An 18,766-nucleotide genomic window follows, 5' to 3' on the forward strand; every position below is an offset into this window, starting at 1 on the left:
ATGCCCCCGCCCGTAATAAAAATTGTTCTAACAACATGGCAAATTGACATTATCGGCACATCGGGAACAATGCGGCGTTTCATGTCCGCAGTCCGATCAGAATGCCATGCCGAAAAATCAAATCCCACAGGCTGCAATCCGCAATTAAAAGGCACATTTGTAGCACAATAACCCAAACCAATAAAACTAACTATGCGAAGAATCGTTATCGTAATGATCGGGGTGCTGTGGGCGAATGCCATGGCGGCAAAATCCTTCGAATTAAAATCTCCGTCCGGGGAGGTCTCCGTCACCGTCGACATCGGGGAACAAATACGTTATTCGGTTTACGGAGGCGGCAAGCCGCTCCTGACGGACAGTTCGCTGGCGCTTTGCCTGCGGGAGGGCACCTTGGGCGAGAAGCCGCACCTCACCGGTCATAAGGCAAGCCCTGTAAACCGTACCTTCCGCCCCGTCGTGGCATTCAAGTTCGAAGAGATCCGCGACCGGTGCAACATGCTCCGCCTCGACTTCCGGGGTGGCTGGGCCGTGGAATTCCGTGCCTACGACGACGGCATGGCATACCGCTTCGTCACCGCCCTCGGGCACGACATCGAGGTGCTTTCCGAAAAGGTGGCCATCCGCTTCCCGAATGACTACACCGCAGTGGTGCAGCAGCCGGGCGGTTTCAAGACCGCTTATGAAGAGCCGTACAGCCTCATCGAGACCAACGGGTGGAAACCGGGCGATCCGATGTCCGTCCTGCCTGTGCTTATCGACACTCGGCAGGGCTACAAACTCCTGCTGAGCGAATCGGCGCTGTCCGACTACCCCTGCATGTTCCTCGAAGGGGACGGCGCCAACGGCATGAAGGGCACCTTCCCGAAGGTTCCCCTGGCCTATGAAGAGTCGGGCGACAGGAGCATGCGCATCCTGCAGGAAGCCGATTACATCGCCCGTACAAAAGGCACGCGGGCATTTCCCTGGCGCTATTTCGTCATTGCGAAAGACGACGGACAGCTCATCGAGAATACGATGACCGCACGCCTCGCCGAACAGCAGGCCATCGCCGATACCTCGTGGATCGAGCCCGGGCAGGTCAGCTGGGAATTCTGGAACGCCGCATCGCCCTACGGCCCCGACGTGGATTTCGTCGCCGGATTCAACACGGCGACTTACAAATACTACATCGACTTCGCCGCCGAGTACGGCATCCCGTACATCATCATGGACGAAGGCTGGGCCCGCAGCACCCGCGACCCCTACACCCCCAACCCGGCCGTCGACGTGCACGAACTTATCCGTTACGGCAGGGAGAAAGGCGTGGGCATCATCCTGTGGATGACATGGCTCGTCGTCGAAAACCATTTCGAAATGTTCGAAGAACTGAGCAAATGGGGCGTCAAAGGCGTGAAGATCGACTTCATGGATCGCAGCGACCAGTGGATGGTCAACTACTACGAACGGGTGGCGGCCGAAGCGGCCCGGCACAAGATGGTCGTCGCGTTCCACGGCTCGTTCAAACCCGCCGGGCTGGAATACAAATACCCGAATATGCTGGCCTACGAAGGCGTACGGGGCATGGAGAACATGGGCGGCTGCACCCCGGCCAATTCGGTCTGGTTCCCGTTCATCCGCAACGCCGTCGGCCCGATGGACTATACGCCCGGCGCCATGCTCAGCATGCAGCCCGAATCGTACTGCGGCAACCGGCCCAATGCAGCCAGCATCGGCACGCGCGCCTACCAGATGGCACTCTTCGTCTTGTTCGAGACCGGATTGCAGATGCTGGCCGACAACCCGACCCTCTATTACCGCAACGATGAATGTACGCGGTTCATCAGCCGGGTACCCGTCACATGGGATGAAACCCGAGCACTGAAAGCCGTCGCCGGAAAATTTGCCGTCGTCGCCAAACGGAAAGGCGACAAATGGTATGTCGGCGCCATAAACGGCAGCAACGAGGGAATCGAACTCGAAATTCCGCTCGACTTCCTCACGCCGGGCAAAAACTATACGATGACCGGCTTCGAAGACGGAATCAACGCATTCCGGCAGGCGATGGATTACCGCAAAACGCAGCGCAGGGTCGACAGCACAGGGAAAGCCACCCTGAAGATAGCCCGCAACGGCGGCTGGGCGGCGGTGATCGAGTAATCCTCCCGCCCGGCTTGTTCATCCCCGGGAGTTTTGAATGCTCCCGGGGATAATTTTTTCCGCCCCCCCGGTACGAACTGCGCAAACCGGCACATGCCTGCAAACAGGTGCATCCGGAAGCAAACCGGAGCCGACACACGCAAACGAACGTCAACCAGCACGAACCTTCACAATGGATACGGGCCGGAACCCCGGCTCGGCAAACGGCTGTGCAGCGATCAAAAAAGCCGGCCGCGGGGAATCCGCGGCCGGCATCCGGAGGCCCGGCGAAAGAAGCCTATTCCAGCTTCACCCGATCGGGCACAGACCTGAAGACATCCACGCATAGCGTATCGGGCCTGTAGAGCGTAGTATATTCCACAGCCGTAGCCATGTCGTAATCCTCGAGCACCGTCTTTTTCTCCTCGACGGGAACCAGTTTTTCCACGACGGCATGCTGCTTGTCGGTATATACCACCTCGGTCGCATAGGGGCCCTGCGTCGCGTCGATATCCCACCATTCGATGACGGCCTGACCGTCCTGTAGGGTAAACGACTTTACCAGGCGGTTCGTGAGCGATGCCTTGTATTGTTCGCCGTAACTTTTACCCGTCACATTGACCGGAATGGAGCGGTTGCCCTCGGCATCATAAGTGTAGATGTCGAAATTGTAGGAATTTTCAGGCAGTGCGATTTCCCGCCGAACCCGGAACGGGCCGCCGGACATATCCACCGGCACTTCGACATATTCGCTGCCGAGCCCCCAGTAAACACGGCAGCTCACGATCTTGGGATCCGATTTGCAGAGTCCCTCCACGACGACCCGTCCGTCACCGGTATACACGATCGCCTCCTCGATTTTACCGGGATAGACGATCTCCTCGTCGCCGGAGATCTTCTTGTATTCATCCATATCCGTGCAGGCCAACATCCCGCATGCGATGCAGCCCGACAGCAAAACGGATATCACAGTATTCTTTTTCATGTCAATCACATTGTTAGATAATAATTACCGGTTTCATTGGGATTTCACCTCGGGTCGCCGAAGAGGTCGATCTCCTCGATGCCGAATTTCGTCGTGCCGTCCCAGCTTTCCAGGTTCCGGATTCGCACATACCGGACTTTCGGAATGTCCTCGCTGACCGGGAAGAGGAAATCGAACCCGGCGACCGCCGTATCGAAATCCTCCTGCGACTGCTGCCCATAGGGCAGCTGCGAGGGTTTTTTGTTTTCGAAGGTCGCCAGCTTGATCCAGCTGTCGAGGCTACCGTCCGGGTCGGGGCTCATCGTACCCCATATCTCGAAGCGCCGCATATGCTCGCCCGTATAGAATAGACGATCACCCGCACCGCTGCCGTACGACATTTCATATCCCCAATTGAAGAGCGTAAGACGGCTCAGCCTGGAGGGCGTGCCGATATCGAACGTACTGATCTGGGGTTTGCCCGCATTCTCCCCGATCGGCGTGGCAATCAGCCAGCGTTCATGGTTGGTGTAGGTGTAAATGTTGTTCCACATACGATCCATCTCCAGCCACCCGGGCTGCTCGGCCGTCGCATCGCCCGGCAGGTTATAGGCCTTGAACTTGGACTTGTCGAGCATCCGTTCGAAGAGGGGCTTGACCGTGGTGTAAAGCGTATCGGTGTAATTCAGGAAACGGTCGCGCACCGTAAACCGGAATTCGTATTCCAGCGTATCCAGCCCGCGTTTGGCGAATTCGATAGTAGGGCTGCTCGTCTCGTAACCCTCGACGTTCTGCCAGTTGCCGAGCGAATCCTTACGCATAATCTCGATGGCGACGGTCTCCCGCGCCGGATTCTCGGCCTTGACATGGACACCCGAAAAATCGTTCGACACGACCATGCTCCGCCGCACGTCCCAGATCGGGTTCTCCTGCGGCTGCACCTGTACGGTCACCGGGTCAGAGGCGACCTCGCTTCGGTTGACCGCATAGACCTGCACGTCGTGGACATTCGTGTCCCCAAAACCGTCCAGAGTCATCGTATTGGTGTAATACGAGGCCTTGATCTCGCGCATCGCGCCCGAGTTGAGCCGGTACACCGCCTTGACATAGAGCAAATTCGGGTCTCCGGGCAATGTATAGGTCAGTTTTACCTTGCCCGGCAGGCTCTCGACCCCGACGTTGGAAACCTGGCCGGGAGGGGTCGAGTCGTGCCCCATCGGTTCCAGCCGGTCTTCCTTGCAACCCATAAACAGGATTGCCAAAAGTATAATTCCAAAGATATTCGTTTTCATACTGTTTAATCGATTTTCCCAGACAATTACCACCCCGGATTCTGAACCAGGTTGCTGTTCACATTCATTTCGCTGTTCGGAATCGGATTGAAATAATCACGCGGTGCCACGAACGACCGGTTGTAAATCGTCCTCACCTGGTAGTATGCCGCCGCATCGGACTGCGAAACGTCCCACCCCGAGATCGGCTGATTGAAATAATCGGGCGCAAGTTTCCAACGCAATATGTCCCAGTAACGGTGACCTTCGAGCGCCAGTTCGATCAGCCGCTCGCGCCGGATGATCTCACGCATGCCCTCCTTGGTATCGGGCTTGGCCGGGTTCTTGGAATACTTCTTCCACGAATCCTCGACCGTACCCAACCCGGCTCGCTTCCGGATCTCGTTCAGGTAGTGGTGTACGTCCGAAACGGGGCCTTCGGCCTCGTTGAGCGCCTCGACGTACATCAGGTAGACCTCCGCAAGGCGGATTTCCGGCCATGCATATTCCACTACCCCGGTTGTCGTATTACCGAAACCCGACTCCCAGTGGACGAGTTTTTTGGTGAAATAACCGGTCGAAGAGGTCGCCCCCTGCACTTGTCCGGCTCCCAGTTGCCCTTTCTTGGCCTGCAACACGTATGTATCGACGTCTGAACGCGAGGGATGATACTCCATGATCCATTTTCCCCCGTCGAACCCGATGTCGGCATAGAAGCGGTTCTCACGGTCGAAGTTGATACGCGCCGACGTATACCCCTCCTGGAAATTATACCGCTCGTCGGCCGTCGCCACGCGCAGCTCGTTGATTTCCGAAAAGTCGAGCGTCTTGTCCTCGTCGATGGGCACACCGTTCTTCGAATAAAACTCCTTGACGACGGCCAGGGTCGGCGCCACACAACCGCGTACGGTATTGATGTTCATCCCGGCGTCGAGCAGCGGCATACATCCCTGCTGGAGCATTGCCCCGGCGCGGCCGCGGCCACCGGAACGTCCCCATACAACCTCGTCGTTCCACCGTTCGCACACTGCCTGGCGAATGCTCAACTGGGTCTTAGTCGTCTCGGAGATTTCGAACGGGGCGTCATCGTAATAGAAGAGCTCGTGCCCTGCACCTTCGGCGCTTTCGATCGCCTCCTTCGCGGCATCTGCCGCCAAAGCCCACTTGCCGGCATCGTATTCGGAATTGAAAAGCAGTACGCCGTCGTTATCCCGGAAATTGGAGAAATCGCTGTTGCCGTTGAAGAGCGGACTGGCCGCCAGCAACAACACCTGCGCCTTAACCGCCCGGTTGATCGGCTTGGTGATGCGTCCCAGCTCGGACTGCCGGTTGGATATCACGGCGGGCAGGCCCGGGTTACATTCGTCGAGCAGGCCGACGATATACTTCACGCAATCGTCGAACGGCTGGCGCTTCACCTGCACCGCCTCGGGCGATGCCGACACCGGCAGGTTTTTGTCGACGATCGGGATCGGGCCGTACGTGCGCAGCAGATAGTAATGATAATAGGCTTTCAGGAACTTGGCCTCGGCGATCCAGCGTGCACGCTTGTCCACCGTCAGGTCGGCCACCTTCGAGGTATCCTCGATGTTTTCGAGGAATGTATTGCAGTCACGGATCCCCATGAACAGCGAAAAGGCATAATCGCTACCCTTCCACCAGTCCGGCTGCGACCTGTCGGCACTGCGCACGCCCTTGGCGATATAATCCCAGGCGGGCGAAGGCACGTGGTTAGGCATATTCAGCCATATCTCATCGCCGGCCGTCATGCCGATATTGCCCGACGGCTCACCGGTGCCCGGCAAGTAAGAGTAACACGTAAACAGGTATTTCTCCGCCTCCATCGCATTCGAAAAGGCATGGTCGATGACGGCGACATTGTCGGGTACGATATCCAGGAAGCTGTTGCACGATGCGGACAACAAAGCGCAGCATGCGACCCAGCCTCCGATCTTTATTTTCCTCCAAACGGGAAACTTGTATTTTTTCATAGTTCGCTCAGTTTTAAATTCCCATTTATAATCCGATAGAAAGGCCGATATTGAATACGCGTTGCAACGGGTATCCCAGGCCGTTGGCGCCCATTTCGGGATCCCACAACTTGAAATTGCTGATGACAAAGAGGTTCGATGCGTTCACATAGACGCGCAGCTTGGTCATACCGATCTTGCGGGCGGCCTTTTCCGGCAGGTTGTAACCGAGTTCCAGAGACTTGAGGCGCAACATCGCGCCGTTACGCATCCACCATGTCGAGACCTGCGTGTTGTTCTCGTTGGCGCGGTCGCTCAGACGCGGCCAGAAAGCGTAAAGGTTACGGTTGTCCTCCGACCAGTGGTCGTTCGCGACCACGCGCAGCAGGCCGTTCTGATTGCCGGGCTGATCGGTCTTCATCACGAACGGCGAAATGGCCCCGGCATCGATGAAGATCGATGAACGGGCGGATCCCTGGAAGAAAAGGCTCAGGTCAAAATTCTTGTAGCCGATCGTACCGCCGAAACCATAGTTGATCTCGGGTGTCGTGGGGAAACCGATGGGAATCTTGTCGGCCTCCGTGATCTGCCCGTCGCCGTTGATGTCACGGTACTTGATGTCACCGGCAGCCACCGGGATATCCCCGAATTTCTGCGACGGCGAGTTGGCAACCTCCTCGTCATCGACGAAAAGGCGTTCGGCCACGTAGCCCCAGGTCTGGGCGAAGGGATAGCCCAAGCGCGAACGGTAGTATTCGTTGGCGGGATAATTGGGCTCGTCATACACTGTGATCTCGTTGGTAGCATAGGTAAAATTCCCGCGCAGCGTCGTCCAAAGGCCGCTCCGGAAGAACTTGTTGTAATCGACCGACACATCGACGCCGTGCGACTTGGCCTTGCCCGTATTGGCTTTCACCTTCGCCGACAAACCCATCGTCGCAGGAATATAGGTGCGATCCAGCAGGATGTTGGAACGTTCCTGCCAGTAAGGCTCGACGATGATATTCACACCACCGATCTTCATATCCAAACCGAGGTTCAACTGGCGCGACTCTTCCCAGCCGATGTCGTAATTAGCGTAACGCGTCGTTTCCACACCGGGACGCCCGTAGAGGAAGTTCTCGCCGAAGACCTGCGAGCGGTCGCCCGTCTGGTTCAGGTTCACGTTCGAAAGGTAGAAGAAACGGTCGTTCACATCGCCGATCTGGTCGTTACCGATCAAACCGTAGGAAACACGCAGTTTCATGTCGGAGATGACCTTCTTGAGCGGGGCGAAGAATTTTTCGTTGGAGACGACCCAACCGCCGCCGATCGAGGGGAAGAAACCCCACCGCTTGTTGCTCGAAAAACGCTCGGAGCCGTTGTAACCGAAGTTAAACTCCAGCAGGTAGCGGGAGTCGAAGCCGTAAGTGAAACGCCCCGAGAGCCCCAGGTTGCGCGACGGCAGCGACCCTTCGAGCGTGCCGGCATTACCGACAATCGAATGGCGGATCGTCCCGATGAGCATACCCGTCACCTGGTGCTTGTCGGCGAAGGTGCGGTCGTAATTGATGACGGCTTCGCCGTAATAGGCCGTGCTGACCTTCTTTTCGCCTTCGTTGTAATTGAGGTATTCGGTACCCGGCGTCCCGATCGAAGCGTTCCCGCCATCGTTGAACGGGGTCAGCACGACGCCCTGCGACGTGAGGTCTGCCTTGTAATAGAAAGGATTGTACTGGCGGGTAGTCGAGAAGAAGGAGTACCGCTGGGTATATCCCATGGCGCGTGCCGTAAGTCCGGGCACCCAGAACCCGAAGTCCTGCTTGAACTCGATCTGGGCATTGATGGTCGAGGCATTGTTAACCTGGTAGCCCGAAACCATCTGCGCATAGGGGTTCGTGTAAAGCTGGCCCGTCGAATTGGGGGTCAGCGCGCTGCCGAACATCGGGTGCGTGGTCGTCGGCGAATAGCTCTGCGGATAGACGGCCGGGAAGGCCACCGGGTTGGCGGCCATGGCTGAATTGAAGATTTTTTCACCTCCGCCGATCGGGCCGTGATAGTCGTCGAACTGCGCATAGACGCGCACTGTCGCCACCGTGGTTTTGGTCAGCTGCAAATCCGTATTCGAACGGATCGAATAGTTCTTCAGGCTGATGTTATTCTTGAAATCGTTTCCGTTGTCGTTCCGCAACACACCGTTGTCGATGTTGAACGTACCGGCCAGGTAGAAGCGTGCGACACGCCCGCCGCCCGAGATATTCGCATTGAACCGCTGGTTCATGGTCGAGGGTTTGATCAGCTGGTCGATCCAGTCGTTGTTCGGGTAGAGCACCGGGTTGTCCCCACGGCGGGTATGTTCGATCTTATCCTTCGAATAGGTCAGCGGCGACTGCGGGTTACGCGTCAGCACGGCCTCGTTGGCCAGTTGCATGTAGGTAATGTTGTCGGCGAAACGGAAATTGCGGGTATTGGTCGAAATGGAGTTCTCGGCGCGGAAGTTGAACTGCGTCTTCCCCTCGCGGCCGCTCTTGGTATTGACCAGCACCACGCCGTTGGCACCCCGGGCACCGTAAACCGCCGAGGCCGTTGCATCCTTCAGCACCGAGAAGTCGGCGATGTCGTCCGGCTGGAGACGGGCCAGGTCGGTCGATGACGATTCGATGCCGTCGATCAGGATCAGCGGATTGACCTTACCGGCACCGAACGAACCTACGCCACGAATGAAGAACTCGGCATTGTCCTGCCCGGGTTCACCGCTGCGCTGATAGGAGATCATACCGGCGACCTGACCGCCGATCATCGTCGTAAGGTTGCTCGTCGGGCCTTTCAGCTCCGAAGGCTTGACCGTGGCGATGGCACTGACGAGACTCTCCTTCTTCTGGGTGCCGAAGCCTACAACCACGACATCCTCCATCTCCTGTGCAGCCGTTTTGAGCATAATGGAAAGGATACGGCGGTCTCCGACGACCAGTTCCTGGGGTTCGTAGCCCAGGAACGAGAATGCGAGCACGGAATTCTGGTCGGGAACATGGATCGAAAACTCACCGTTACTGTTCGAAACGGTGCCGTTGGCCGGGTTCGCCTTCTCGACAACGGTCACACCAGAAACCGGGTTGCCGTCTTCATCCACGACCGAGCCCGAAATGGGAAACCCCTTTTGCGGGGAAGGTGCATTTGCGAAACCCGCACCGGAAATGTCGGGAAGCGGGTTTGCAGACATTTTTTCAAACGGGGTGGCGGCCGCGAACGCAGCGGTCAGGCCAAAAGCGAACGAGGCAAGCAATAGGAGTGCCCGTTTGCCCCAGGCACAATCTGCCGGGCGGAAAATCATACCAATATTCGTAAACCTTTCACCATAAATGCGATTTTTAAACATAACATTGATAAGGGTTAGTAATTAAATAGGTTAGTTGTAAAACAGACAGACACAACCGGGAACGCTTCCGGGAACAAAGCTTATTATAATAGGTAATAGGTCATAGGCATCTGATTTTAAAGTAGTTGGTTGTTGTATACAAAATTAAATCCAAATGCCCGGCGGCCACGCAGGTCAAATGATCGTAATGAATAAGAAAATGATATTTTAAAAAGGCGCGCGAATATCAATTTACTATAAGTTAATCCCAAATTCTATGCTATCCATAATGGATTTAGCCTCTAAATTTGCCTCAGACCAACGGAGCGCTGCCGGACAGCCGTCGGATTCCCCCGACGGCATGACGATTTATCGTCCCACCTCATTTCAGATTCACCCAAACTATCAACCAACATGAAAATCATCGACTTGACAGGCAGAATCCTCGTCCTGCTGCTATTTTTCCTCGGCATCGGGCAGACATGCCCCGCCGTCCCCTGGGAACCGACCATCAACCAGGTGGTCTGGCAAGGGAACGCCAAACGGCTCATCCTGCTCGTGGAAACGAAAGAGAGGCCGTTTTACACACCCAACGCCAATGAAGAGTACGACCGGATGCTCAACGGCGAGAACTATACGGGCCTCGGCTGCGCAGGCAGCGCGCGGCAGTTCCTGATCGACAACTCCGGCGGGAAATTCAGCCCTGAATTCATCGTCGTAGGCCCCCTCACGCTGTCGAAATCCATGGGATATTACGGAGGGAAGCCCCAGCCCGGCGAGGGAAACGACGGCGACGTAGGCAAGATGGTCATCGAAGCGTGCAAGATGGCCAAGGAACTGCACGGCATAGACTTCTCCCAGTTCGACTACAACAACGACAACAAAGTCGACAACGTATACCTCTTCTACTCGGGGCCCAACGATACCACGATTCCCACCCCGTGGCCGCATGCGTCGGGCGTAGCCGGTGGCGGCCTGGTGCTCGATGGAAAGCTGGTCGACAGTTATGCGATCTCGCAAGAGATGGCGTCCGAAACGATCCGGGGCGGTTATACCACCTTCCTCCATGAATTCGGACATACGTTAGGGCTCACGGACGATTATTCGGGCCGCCTGGGACGCTTCTCGATCTACTGTGACGGAACGTTCAACGGCGGGATCATCCCGGTCAACTTCAACGCCATGGAGCGATTGATGCTCGGCTGGCTCGACTACGAGGTGATCGACCGGGAGGGCGAATATACGCTCGAACCGCTGGCTAAAAACAAGGGGTTGCTGCTGAAGACCAACAACCCGGACGAATATTTCCTCTTCGAAAACCGGAGCAACAGCGGCGACATCACCCCGTGGGACTCCTATTTCAAATACGGGGGAATGCTGGTGTGGCACATCGACCGCTCCCAAAACATCGTGACCTGGTCGGACGGCAGCGGCACACACTCGAATACCGCCATGGGCATGTGGGGCATGAACGCCCCGAACGGCTCGCCTTCACACCCCTGCCACGAGCTGATAGAGGCGGACAACGACAACAACCCGTCATCCTACCGCGCCGGCATGTATTTCCCGGGCACCCGGCAGGTCACAAAGCTCAGTTCACAGACTCATGCGGAATTCAAGACCTGGGCCGGGCTTCCGGTCGGGATCGAAATCGACGACATCCGGCAGCAAGCCGACGGCAACATCACTTTCACGGTGAAGAAATCCGACGCGGCATCGCTCAGCGTGACAGTAAAAAACAGCGCAGGGAAATTGCAAACCAACACCTACATCAGCCTCACGCCCGTCGACGAGGTCGAGCGTCAATCGGTCATGGTCACCCGGAGCCTGGTAGCCTCCGGAAAGAAAATAACCGGAGACACGGGACTGAGCGGGATATGCCTGTTTGCAGAGATACCCACAGGCAAATACCGGATCGAAGCGGACAAGGAAGGCTACCTGATATACTCCGGATACGTAGAAGTAATGCAGGGTGACAATACCTGCGAAATCACTTTGCAGGCAGTCGAGGAGGCCGGCGGGACGGAGCTCAAATGGCATACGGGACAAAACCTGCAAGGCATATTTTTCGTCCCGGGACAGATCCGGGCGGCGGGCTGGGACAGCAGCGATCTCTCCCCGTATGTGGGACAGACCCTCCGGAAAGTAAATATCCAGTTGGGCGGAGACAACAATGTCGCCGACCTGTACGTCTTCGTCGATGACCAGATCGTATACTGCAAACCCATGGAAAATATCGTCGCGAATGGCGTGACGACCATAGACCTCTCGGCCGAAAATATCGTCATCGAAGCGGGCCGAAGCCTCAAGACGGGCTACCTGCTGCATTCTGCCGCGGACTGGCCTTCGACGGCCGACGGCGGCCCGCAGGTTGACGGCAAGGGCGGCCTTATCTCGACCGACAATGGCAAGACCTGGTACCTGTCGAACGACCTTGGGGTCAATTGGGTAATCTCGATCGTCCTGCACGAAGAGGTCGACGTTCCCGTGGAAAGCGTCGGATTCGACGAACCCGAGATCGAACTGGCCGTGGGTGATGAAATGACCCTGCATGCAAACGTCCGGCCCCTCGAAGTCGCCAACCGCAAAGTGACCTGGGAGAGCAGCGACGAGGCCGTCGTATCGGTCGATGCGACCGGGAAACTAAAGGCGCTTGCCACGGGCAATGCCGTCATCACGGCGACCTCGGTACAAAACCCCGAGGTATACGGCGAGTGCCGGGTTCATGTGAAAATGAGTTCCGACATGGTCGACATCATTCCCTACCAGCGGGAAGTGAAATTATCCTGGCCGGGCTACAACCCCGACTACCGATGGCTGGTAAGCTGGCGGCAGAAAGGAGGCGAGGATTACGCCTCGGCACCCGCGCAGACCGAGACCTCGCTCTATATCAGAGGGCTACAACCCGACACAGAGTACGAAGGGAGCATCTCATCCTCCGACAGCGAGGAAGCCACGCCCGTCGAGTTTGTATTCTCGACGAAGCCTCTAACATCGAAGTATGCCGTAATCGCCCTCGACAAAAAAAGGTTTGCCGTCGGGGAGGCCGCACCGCTGGTCGTCTCGAACATCGCCTGCGACGACTACACAATCACCTGGAAACTGAACGGCACGACGCTCGACGGGGACGAACACGTATTCGCAGAACCCGGCACCTGCGAGTTGCGTGCCGAGGTCACGTTCGATGACGGCACGACCGACGTATTAATCAAAGAATTGGAAATCACGAAATAAAAAGAGACGGCCATGCTCAGAAGAATCCTCATCCTCACCATGCTCTTCGCCGTGGTTACGGCCTGCAGCAAGAGCGACACCGACAAATCGGGCCATTCGTACGCCCTGTTACAAAAGGATGTGCCGGGTGTATACGAAAACGAAAACAGCCTGTTCATCTACGACAACGACCTCTACCAATACGCCTACAACACCAGCCGGCACAGTTTCCGGATACAGAATACCTCCCAAAGCCGTTTCATGGCGTGCATGCTGGAAACGGCCCCCGTGGTCGACCGATACGTCAAGGTGACGGTGGAAACACAGGGAATATCGAGTATCCCCTCGCAGGAATTGCAAGCCTTAGTCCTGAAAATATCTCAGGGCAAGGTCTGGCTATGGGACGAAACGAAAAATACAGGCCTCATCATTCGGCTCGAATAACCCTCCCCGGCAAATACGGAAAAAAGGTTCCGGCAGCCATAGCTGCCGGAACCTTTCCATTATATTGTCAGATATTTCCGCACAATCGGCCGGCTCGCGCCACGCCCAAAATTGCACAAAGCACTGGTTACAATTCCTTTCCGACATTTATATGCACAGGCCCGAGAAGTCCGCTTTCCCGCAGCGGTTCATCGGCCAAGGGCCAGCGGATCACCCAGGTTTTGCGTGCCGCGGGCTTCTGCGCCGCATCGTAGACCAGCCTGTTGAACCAGCTCCCGGTCACTTCGACCACAACCGCATTGGTTCCGGGACGGACATAATCGCTGATGTCCGTACGGTAAGGCGGCGCCCAAAGCGTCTGCACAGGGCGGCCGTTCACCGTCACCGCCGCAATCATCCCGACACGCCCCAGGTCGAGCGTATATGTGGCACCCGGCTCCCGGGCTTCGAACGTCGTTTCGTAAACCGCCGTGCCGGAGAACGCCCGCCCCTCTTCGGACAGGCCGAGGTCTTTCCAGGGCTTCAGTTCCGACAGTTCCAGCCTTTCGGGGGCACCCCAACCCGCCGGGAAACGAAGCGTCCAATCCCGCAGGGGGATCGCGGCGGCTTGCGCCCCCGCGGCGACGTGCGGCTGCGGCAGATCGGACTCCGGGACATCCCTCCGGAATACGACGTAGCACGACCCTGACTGCGGCAGTTCGAGCGACACGCGGGTGCGATTCCCGCAGGCGACGGCCTGTGCCCGCGTTCTGCCGCCCGTCGCGGGATCCCACACTTCGACGATGCCGCTGCAACGGAAATCCAGCGTTCCGGCGAAGCCCGCACCTTTCGGAGGACACACGAAATACCAGTCCGCCCCTTCCGTACGGCGGTGCGCCCAAAGCACATCGCCCCGGACGTCGGGCGTTATGCCGGCGGCAGCGAGCGCCTCAGGAATCGCCAGCCCCGAAATCACACGACCCCTGCCGACTTTCCGCACGCCTGCGGTACGCCTTCCCCAAATCGCCTTTACGGCTTTGTCGAAACGCCGTTGCGCCTGCATCCCGCCGCTGAGCGTCGCCAACCCCTCGGGGGCCTCGCCGATAACGGTGGCGCCTGCCCGGACGAAGGCGAGGATCTTCTCGAGTGTTGCGGGCAGCATCCGGCAGTTGTCGGGCAGCCACAGCACGCTGTAACGGATACCATCGGGCGTCACGAACATTCCCTCCTCCACGCGGAGGCGGTTCATCAGGATATCGGGATTGCAATAGTCGTATTTGTAGCCTTGCAGGAAGGCGGGATCCTGGTCGGGCTTGGGGCTCAGTTCGTCACCCAGATACCAGATGATGTCGGAAACGGGGCGCCCCCGCTCCATCATATAGCTGCAACGGGCGAAATAATCGTTGATGACGGGCATGTGTTTCCACCAGGTCTGCCCGCGCAGGAAAGGGGTGCCGATACCCGGCCCGCCGAACGATGTCCCGGGAGGCAGGAACGGTCGTTGCGGGTTATGCGTATAGGTATGGTATATGAGGTGCGTGACGCCCTCGGCCAGGTTGGTATTGGCGACCTCCTTGAGCATACTCCACTGTTCGTCCCACGTATGGGTGAACGAGGTAAAGGCTTCGGCCGAAACCCGCGGCTTGCCGTAGAAACGGGCGGCCGAAGCGGCCGGTTTTATGGGCTTGAAATTCAGCGACCCGACGAAGCCGTCGGTGAAAGGCTGCCAGAATTCGCACATCGGGACATCGGCATATTTGTAATATTCGAGGATGTCGGCCGGGAAAACGTCGCCGGCGGCCGTTTCATACGAAATAGTCAGGCCCTTCTCCCGGGCGAGCGCAGCCATCGTCCCGTAGAAATTCTCGGAAAAAAGTTTCGAAATCGTCGCACGCCAGTCGCGCAGGAACCGCGCCGTGGTCTCCTGGTCGTCGACCACGAAGCCCATGACGGCCGGAAGCCAGCTGCGCAGCGCATAGTCGTTACGCCCGGCGAACTCGGCCTCCATATCGTCCGTCCAGGTCTGGGTCTCGCATTCCCAGCTGTCGAGCAGCATGCCATCGAGCAGCCCGCCGGACAAAGGGCCGTCGTGCAGGCGTCCGATGTAGCCGGCGAACTGCGCCCGGGCCCCGTCGGGCGACAATTTATTGCACTCCCACCCGGTTCCTTCGGGAGGGGCCGGTGAATTCCGCCGGCCGGTATTGACATGGCCGATGCGCAGGATCGTCCAGCGCCCCTCGGGCACCGTCCACTCCAGCGTACCGTCTTCGCGCATCGCATCCGTGATATCCACGATCCGATCCCGGGCAACATATGCGGCAGGGTTCTGCTGCGGGTGGGCGTTCGCCCGCTCCAGGTTGCGGAGCGTCCATCCCGCCTCGGACTCCCAGCAGTTTTTCCGGGCTGCCGTATACAGTTTGAGCGACCAGAGCGTCATGTCGTATTTGTTTTCGATCGTAATACGGTACCTGGCGGTTGCACCGCCGTCGGCACAGGCGAACGAGACCGGGGTATTATCCTGCGAATTGGCCGAGGGCACCGCACCGTGCATGACCCGCGTGGCATGCCCGTTAGGGGCTATGGCTTCGACGCTGAGGGTGATGCCAGGCTCGTAACAGCGGGGATGGTTGATGCTGTTCATGCTCGGCAGTTCGATGGTGCGGATCGTGACTGCCTCGGGGAACGTGACCTCGATCCGCACGGGTTCGCCGTCGCCGCACGGCGGCAGGTGCACCGGGCTGCGGTTCGTACCGGAGAGCACCTCCTTCCACGGCAGGTCGCGGTTCCCTTCGGCCGAGAGGGGCTTCAGGAAATCGCCGGTATCGTCCAGCGGCGTGGGAAAGGCCAGCACGGCAATGTCGCGGTAATCGCGCCATGCCTCCCGCCCCGTCTGCGGAAGGGGCAGCACCACGCCCCTGTCCCCTGCCGAAGCATCCGTGCGGCTCCAGGCCAGATGGCGCATCGCATTCGACGGTTCGATCCACGGGCCGCCCGAGGTCGCCCATCCCGAGCAGTTCTGCATCGTAAAGCGCAGCCCCAGCCGGTGCGCCTCTTTTGCGGCATGCTTCACCACGTCGTCCCACATCGGGCTCAGCGCCGTGATCTGGGGTTCGACGCCCGGCCACGGGCCGCCGAACTGCCCGTGGAACAGCTGCACGCCCGAAATCCCCGCTCCGGCAATCGCCTCGAGGTCTTCGGTAATTCCCTCGGCCGATACGTTGCCGCCGATGAAATGGAACCACGTCTGAGGATAGTTGATCCGGGGCGGCGTCCGGAAATTGGAAATATCGTCCGCCCCGAAGGGACGGCGCAGCTCTTCCGCATCGGGCACGGCCGCCACCTGGCCGAAGGCCGCGCGGGCGGCCATGACGGAGAGCAATAAAAAGCAGGTTTTATAGATGATTCTCATAAGTCCGGGTATTAGCAAACAACACGTTACGGAAGGGTTAGCGTACCAGGGGGAATTCCGAGATGCGCAGCGTCGTACAACCGTAGGGTATCAGTTCGATCTCCTCCTCGGGGCAGGGGCTTGCGCAAACCGAGTACGGCAGGGGCCCGGCCATTTCGTTATACAGCGTCCAAGTCGGGATCTCGCGCGCCCTGACCCGTATCCTGACGGGTGCATTTTCGGGATTCCAGAAAAAGCGTCCCTGCTGTTTTTCCTTGTCCAAAGATACGGAAAAATGTTTTTCGGGTTGTTCCGCGGCACGCGCAAGTATCCCGTAATTCCACTTGTCGGCGGAGGTCACCTCGTAATATTCGTCGCCGAACTGGGCTGTCTCGCCGTCGCCGAACGGTTTTTTCTCCCAAGTCTCCCGCATGGCGAGGGCATACACCAGCGGGCCGCGCTCGACGGCCACGGAGTTTTCGTACCAGCGGCTCGTGGTCACTTCCATCGGCAGGCGCAGCACGAGCCGGTCGCCGTCGCGCCACTCCCGGTCGAAGACGGCCATGCTCCCGCCGCGGGGATTCCCGATCACCGTCCCGTTCAGGCAGACCTCGGCGTTGCGGCACCAGGCGGGAATGCGCAGGTGGAACGGGAATTTGCAGGCTTTTTTACCGGACATCCGGATCGTGAAGCGGATTTCGTCCTCCATGGGATAGGCCGTATCTTCGCCGATCGTGACCGCATGCCCGCCGCCGACCTTCAGCGAAACTTCGGAAGGCGAATAGAGCATCGCCGCCACACCGCCGCCGGGCGCGGCATACCACAGGTTCTGCGTGAACTTGGGCCATCCCTGGTGCATGTTCGAGAAACAGCAGGGGTATCCCGAAAGTGTCCCGAAAACGATGTCCGTGCGGGCGTGGTTGGCGTCCTCGTAGAAATTATGCGTATGGCGGGTCGCCATCACCTGGTTGGGCTGCTGGAAATACTGCTTGTGCATGAAGTCGTCGGTGACCTGCGTCGGCAGGGCATTGAACGCGATGCGTTCGAGGTGGTCGGCAAAGGCGACGTCGCCCGTGATTTCGGTCATCTTTTCGAGCGAATACATCAGCTCGACGGCCGAACACAGCTCCGAGCCCTGCGTAGGGTTATTCCCGTGCAGCCCCTCGTCCCCGCCGAACATTCCCTGGGGCTGGCCGTGCAACAGCCGGATATCGGACAGCCCCTTTTTCACGGCGTCGATATACTCCCGGTCGGGATGCTGCTGGTAATAGATAACCGGTTCCTTGAGCCCCTGCGCCAGGTTTACGCAGTGGATGGAGCCGAAGCGTTTGAGGTCGTCCGAGCGAAGGAACATACGGGTGAAATCATGCCCCTGGCTGTGGAGCAGGTCGCCCAGTTCCAGCAGGAATCCGTCACCGGTCAGGTTGTAAAGCCAATAGACGGCCTGCAGATTGTCGCACACCCGGTAGCGTGCCCAGAATGTCCAGTGGCCCAGCGGTTTTTCGGGCAGGGTTTTCAACTGGTACCGGAAATAGCGGGTCATGAAATCGACGACGCGCCGGTCGCCCGTCGCGGAATAGTACTGCTGGAGTATCTTCAGCACCACCATCCTCGGCCACCAGTCGGCCGAGTTGTCGCGTTGCAGGCCCGCCTCGTAAGGATAGTCCTGTGCCGGGCCGAAATAACCGTCTTCGCGCTGGCTTTGCAACGCCCATTCGACCCAGGGCTGCACTTTTGCCTTGAGCTGTCCGTCATCCAGGATATAGGCCAGCGGCAGCAGCCCGTCGATCCAATAGGGGCCGCGCTCCCACTGGTCGCCGTCACCGCCCAGCCAGCCGTTACGCGGGCCCATGACCTCGGGATAGAGCCTGTCCATCTGTCCGGTCGCCCCGGAACGCTGGCGTTCCAGCATTTCGAGCAGCCAGCCCTGCGCCCGGATCGCACCCAGCGGCAGCTCGGCATAGGCTTTGGGCGCCAACGGCGCCCGGTTGTGCGCAAAAGGCGCCCCGGAATCTTCGCCGCCCGCGAACCCGGCGGCAGGCGCAAAGGCGAGCGCCAGCATCATATATATTTTCAGATATTTCATGT

General features: G+C 58.4%; 9 protein-coding genes. 3 read left to right on the forward strand and 6 right to left on the reverse strand.

Features of this window, described 5'->3' with window-relative positions:
- The first annotated feature begins 192 nt into the window (after positions 1-192).
- Positions 193-2,136 carry a glycoside hydrolase family 97 protein gene (locus NQ559_RS04350; RefSeq protein WP_026318670.1) on the forward strand — a complete coding sequence of 648 codons (1,944 nt, stop codon included), beginning with the start codon at positions 193-195 and terminating at the stop codon, positions 2,134-2,136.
- Positions 2,137-2,413: 277 nt separating this feature from the next.
- Here NQ559_RS04350 and NQ559_RS04355 read toward each other — a convergent pair whose 3' ends face one another.
- The 4 genes from NQ559_RS04355 to NQ559_RS04370 are packed head-to-tail and all read right to left on the reverse strand — an operon-like array spanning position 2,414 to position 9,519.
- On the reverse strand, positions 2,414-3,100 hold the full coding sequence (locus NQ559_RS04355) for a DUF4998 domain-containing protein (RefSeq protein WP_026318671.1): 687 nt from the start codon (positions 3,098-3,100) through the stop codon (positions 2,414-2,416).
- A 44-nt stretch (positions 3,101-3,144) separates the two neighbouring features.
- Complete coding sequence (locus tag NQ559_RS04360; RefSeq protein ID WP_018697464.1) at positions 3,145-4,371, reverse strand: DUF4959 domain-containing protein; 1,227 nt, start codon at positions 4,369-4,371, stop codon at positions 3,145-3,147.
- Between the two features lie 26 nt (positions 4,372-4,397).
- Entirely contained in the window at positions 4,398-6,341 is a 1,944-nt protein-coding gene (locus tag NQ559_RS04365) for a RagB/SusD family nutrient uptake outer membrane protein (RefSeq protein ID WP_026318672.1), read from the reverse strand.
- A gap of 25 nt (positions 6,342-6,366) precedes the next feature.
- Positions 6,367-9,519, reverse strand: a complete 3,153-nt coding sequence (locus NQ559_RS04370) for a SusC/RagA family TonB-linked outer membrane protein (RefSeq protein WP_018697466.1) — start codon at positions 9,517-9,519, stop codon at positions 6,367-6,369.
- A gap of 549 nt (positions 9,520-10,068) precedes the next feature.
- On the opposite strand from NQ559_RS04370, the gene NQ559_RS04375 reads away from it, so the two are divergent.
- Positions 10,069-12,888 carry a M6 family metalloprotease domain-containing protein gene (locus tag NQ559_RS04375; protein ID WP_083923904.1) on the forward strand — a complete coding sequence of 940 codons (2,820 nt, stop codon included), beginning with the start codon at positions 10,069-10,071 and terminating at the stop codon, positions 12,886-12,888.
- Between the two features lie 12 nt (positions 12,889-12,900).
- The gene (locus NQ559_RS04380) at positions 12,901-13,311 is read left to right on the forward strand and encodes a hypothetical protein (RefSeq protein WP_018697467.1); all 411 of its coding nucleotides are present in this window, start codon (positions 12,901-12,903) and stop codon (positions 13,309-13,311) included.
- A 127-nt stretch (positions 13,312-13,438) separates the two neighbouring features.
- Here NQ559_RS04380 and NQ559_RS04385 read toward each other — a convergent pair whose 3' ends face one another.
- Together NQ559_RS04385 and NQ559_RS04390 are read right to left on the reverse strand one after the other, a co-directional pair.
- On the reverse strand, positions 13,439-16,699 hold the full coding sequence (locus NQ559_RS04385) for a glycosyl hydrolase (protein WP_033395474.1): 3,261 nt from the start codon (positions 16,697-16,699) through the stop codon (positions 13,439-13,441).
- A gap of 37 nt (positions 16,700-16,736) precedes the next feature.
- Complete coding sequence (locus NQ559_RS04390) at positions 16,737-18,764, reverse strand: beta-L-arabinofuranosidase domain-containing protein (protein ID WP_018697469.1); 2,028 nt, start codon at positions 18,762-18,764, stop codon at positions 16,737-16,739.
- Between the last annotated feature and the right edge of the window lie 2 nt (positions 18,765-18,766).

This window comes from Alistipes onderdonkii (assembly GCF_025145285.1).
GTDB classification, from domain to species: Bacteria; Bacteroidota; Bacteroidia; order Bacteroidales; family Rikenellaceae; genus Alistipes; species Alistipes onderdonkii.

What these genes read in the sequence shown, in the direction of transcription:
- NQ559_RS04350 (WP_026318670.1), top strand. Translation starts at nt 193, where the DNA reads ATGCGAAGAATCGTTATCGTAATGATCGGGGTGCTGTGGGCGAATGCC.
- NQ559_RS04355 (WP_026318671.1), bottom strand. Translation starts at nt 3,100, where the DNA reads ATGAAAAAGAATACTGTGATATCCGTTTTGCTGTCGGGCTGCATCGCA.
- NQ559_RS04360 (WP_018697464.1), bottom strand. Translation starts at nt 4,371, where the DNA reads ATGAAAACGAATATCTTTGGAATTATACTTTTGGCAATCCTGTTTATG.
- NQ559_RS04365 (WP_026318672.1), bottom strand. Translation starts at nt 6,341, where the DNA reads ATGAAAAAATACAAGTTTCCCGTTTGGAGGAAAATAAAGATCGGAGGC.
- NQ559_RS04370 (WP_018697466.1), bottom strand. Translation starts at nt 9,519, where the DNA reads ATGTCTGCAAACCCGCTTCCCGACATTTCCGGTGCGGGTTTCGCAAAT.
- NQ559_RS04375 (WP_083923904.1), top strand. Translation starts at nt 10,069, where the DNA reads ATGAAAATCATCGACTTGACAGGCAGAATCCTCGTCCTGCTGCTATTT.
- NQ559_RS04380 (WP_018697467.1), top strand. Translation starts at nt 12,901, where the DNA reads ATGCTCAGAAGAATCCTCATCCTCACCATGCTCTTCGCCGTGGTTACG.
- NQ559_RS04385 (WP_033395474.1), bottom strand. Translation starts at nt 16,699, where the DNA reads ATGAGAATCATCTATAAAACCTGCTTTTTATTGCTCTCCGTCATGGCC.
- NQ559_RS04390 (WP_018697469.1), bottom strand. Translation starts at nt 18,764, where the DNA reads ATGAAATATCTGAAAATATATATGATGCTGGCGCTCGCCTTTGCGCCT.